General features: G+C 48.4%; 3 protein-coding genes. All 3 read right to left on the reverse strand.

The features are described from left to right. Nucleotides 1–134: 134 nt before the first annotated feature. A complete protein-coding gene (locus IV91_RS0107390; protein ID WP_031597262.1) occupies nt 135–1,160 on the reverse strand; it encodes an NF038122 family metalloprotease in 1,026 nt (341 codons plus the stop codon). Nucleotides 1,161–1,561: 401 nt separating this feature from the next. Continuing rightward, nucleotides 1,562–2,347, reverse strand: coding sequence for a PEP-CTERM sorting domain-containing protein (locus IV91_RS0107395; protein WP_150112418.1), 786 nt, complete (start codon nt 2,345–2,347; stop codon nt 1,562–1,564). 278 nt (nt 2,348–2,625) lie between these two features. Then, the gene (locus tag IV91_RS18395; protein WP_160171542.1) at nt 2,626–2,781 is read right to left on the reverse strand and encodes a hypothetical protein; all 156 of its coding nucleotides are present in this window, start codon (nt 2,779–2,781) and stop codon (nt 2,626–2,628) included. Nucleotides 2,782–2,925 lie beyond the last annotated feature (144 nt).

A 2,925-nucleotide genomic window follows, 5' to 3' on the forward strand; every position in this document is an offset into this window, starting at 1 on the left:
CTTTCCGCTCCCTGATGGGCATCGCCAGAGAGGTTGCTGCTCCTACATACGCCGAACTTTATTCCGGTGTTTGGACTCATCCTGGTGCTAATGAACGTGGCGGGGAAACAACCGGATAGGCAAGGAAACTATTATCAGAAGACTTTGCGGCGGCGAACGATAAAGGATAAAACGCCGAGGCCGACAAACATCAGCGTATAGGTATCTGGCTCTGGAACGGCGGCCGAAGACGAAGTCCAGCCAAGCGTGTTCATCATTTGCTGGTCAACCAAAGACAATGGTGCAAAGGAACCCGGGGTTGCATACGCATCATACGGATCAGGTGTAGTACTGTTAAACCAATCTTGGATGTCAGCTCCATTTGTATTGGGTGGGTTATAGAGTTTAGCGACGGTTGCGCCGCCGTCGGTAGAGAAATAAACTCCGGTCGCATTCGGATCCATGTTGATCACACCAGGGGCGGTGTAGCGAAACAAGTCCATTGGGCCATTCCAGGGCCAAGTATTGTTCGTGAGTTGGGTAGTCCTTCCCATCAATTCCGCCATTTCGTGCTCAAGCGCGTTGATAAAACTATAATCGTTTGCATTGGGTGTGCTGGTGCCTGCGAAATCCCAACTTGAGCCCCCACCGATATTGGTTCCGACATATATGGTTCCGTCCGTCCCTGTTGCGTTGCCGGCAAGTAGGCCAAGTGCCTTGCTTTCAGCACTTGGCATAATATAGCCCCCTTTGAGGATACTTGGATCCGTTGATGGCAACGAATTCGTGGCGGATACCGAGGCGGGGGTCGATGCGTTGGCGATCAATGCCGAGCGAATCTGGGAATAACTGTAGATAGCCGACTGATCGTAGGTGGGTAAACTCGCGGCGAGAGCACCCGGCGAAGTGTCTGCGGTAAGAGAAATGTTGAGAGTGACGTTGTTTGTATATAGTGAACTGTACAAGTTGGTCACATACTGGACATCCGATTGGATGAGCGCAAAATTACTGGTGCCGAAATCGGTCAGCATGCTCGGATTGTAGGAAGTATCAAAGGTCAGCGCATACGATGGAAAGCTGACAAGTAGAGCGACTGCCACAGGCATGACGGACCAAAGAATAGACGATTTTCTCAGAATTTTTAAACTATCCCCAGAATGGGTATTTGTAAGTCTTTTCATTTATAACTCTTCCATACTCAACTTTAGACTTTCAGCACCCAACCTTGCGTCACCGGAGCGGTGGCACAATTGAGGCCGAAATGAATTAACGACCCTCGCCTAAAGGCGAGGACTTAAAATTACGGCTCGAGCCGGTACTCGTGTCGGCATTCGCCGACTTACAGCATTTTGAAACCATCAATCCGGTTCCTCTGGTTTCTGATCCTCAATGTATTTCTTCCACACCTCAATCCGTCACGTTCCTGCTTGATGCCACCCAATATCCTCTACCCTACAAATGTTGCCCCCAATTCTTTGATGTGCCCTGATTTCCCATCTGCAGTCTTGTCCCGGAAAGCTTCGCCATATTTTCAGGACGGGACGGACACATCATCTCCGGTCCACTTATTTCAAAATGGTTTTCAATGAAACTCGGAAGTCGTTCCCTTACGCTTGAAAACTGACACCAAACCCAGGAGCCCCACCCCGATGAGCAATAAGGAAGCGGGTTCGGGCACAGGGTGGCCTGGAATAGGAGGATCGACGAAGGCAGTTCCACCACCACTGAGAGCCAACTGATAGGGGGCCATAACTGGCGCAAAATTGCTGGTAAAACTGAATGTTGGGTCACTGCTCAAAAAAACGGAAGGACCGGAAAAAGATACCACGGCATTGATGACATTGCTGGAGGCATTGAAAATTGTTTTTCCGTTGTTAATTGTTCCTCCGCTATAGGACCAGTTCCAACTTGACTGCCTTGACGTCACTATGGTTGACGACCAACCTGATGGCCCTGTGAACGAATAGGCATCCGTTGCATTGAATAACGGAATTTCGAGGCTTTTCAGGGAGTCCGTTGTTCCAGAAAACGTGAGGCTATACAAAAATCCATTAGCATTAGGTACTGGAGATACAACATGATAGAGGGAATCCGAATATCCACTTCCGAAGTTGTTTGTTCCACTTGTTCCGCAAGGGGTTTCACCAATACAAGCAACCGTGGAGGCGCTGGTATTGAAACTGGCCACTATGGACATAATCCCGCAAAAAAGCGCTACCTTAGTGGTTTTGAAACGCAGTTGTCTCAACCCTTCTCTGTGCATTTTGGCTCCCCCTTCACTCGTGATTTTAGTCCCAAAAAACATTCTCTCAATATCCCATATTCCGAACAGCATTAAAGCAATATTTATGCCATAAAATATTTTCACATTATATACAACTGATTAAAAATAATGCCCATATGAATATTGGTGAATGTGTAAATTTTTCCGACAAATCGCCTCATTCCCTAGTTTCAAGGTTTACAGTGAACTAGTGAACTGATGAAATTACAGTAGGTTATACAGATGGCCGACTTGGCGCTGACCCTTGCGTTATTCGAAGAAGGCAGTAACCAGTTCATCTGGCTTCGGAGTACCGAGTAGGAGCGACCCACCTTCGATGCCTCTTACTGGCAGTTTTATCGGTTCCTCATGAAGCTTTTTCCCTAAAGTAATTCATCGGTCACCATCTGCAAAGCCCTCTGCCAGCGTCGCCTGGCGGTGGTTCTGCAATAACCGAAGCGCTTGGCAATGTCCTTGTCAGTCATATTGCCTGGCCCGGATTCCATCACCTGCCCACACTCTTCCAACTGGGGAATCATTCCGAGAGATCAGGCTTACTGAACTTTAGACATTCGCCTCTCCCAGCCACCCAGGATTTTCCTTGGTGGTGAGGTGGGGAAAACACAAAAACAGGGCGATTCGACAATGATGGACAGGGGGTTGCGCGCCTCAGCACTGCAATC

The organism is Ferrovum myxofaciens (genome assembly GCF_000735045.1).
Taxonomy (GTDB): domain Bacteria; phylum Pseudomonadota; class Gammaproteobacteria; order Burkholderiales; family Ferrovaceae; genus Ferrovum; species Ferrovum myxofaciens.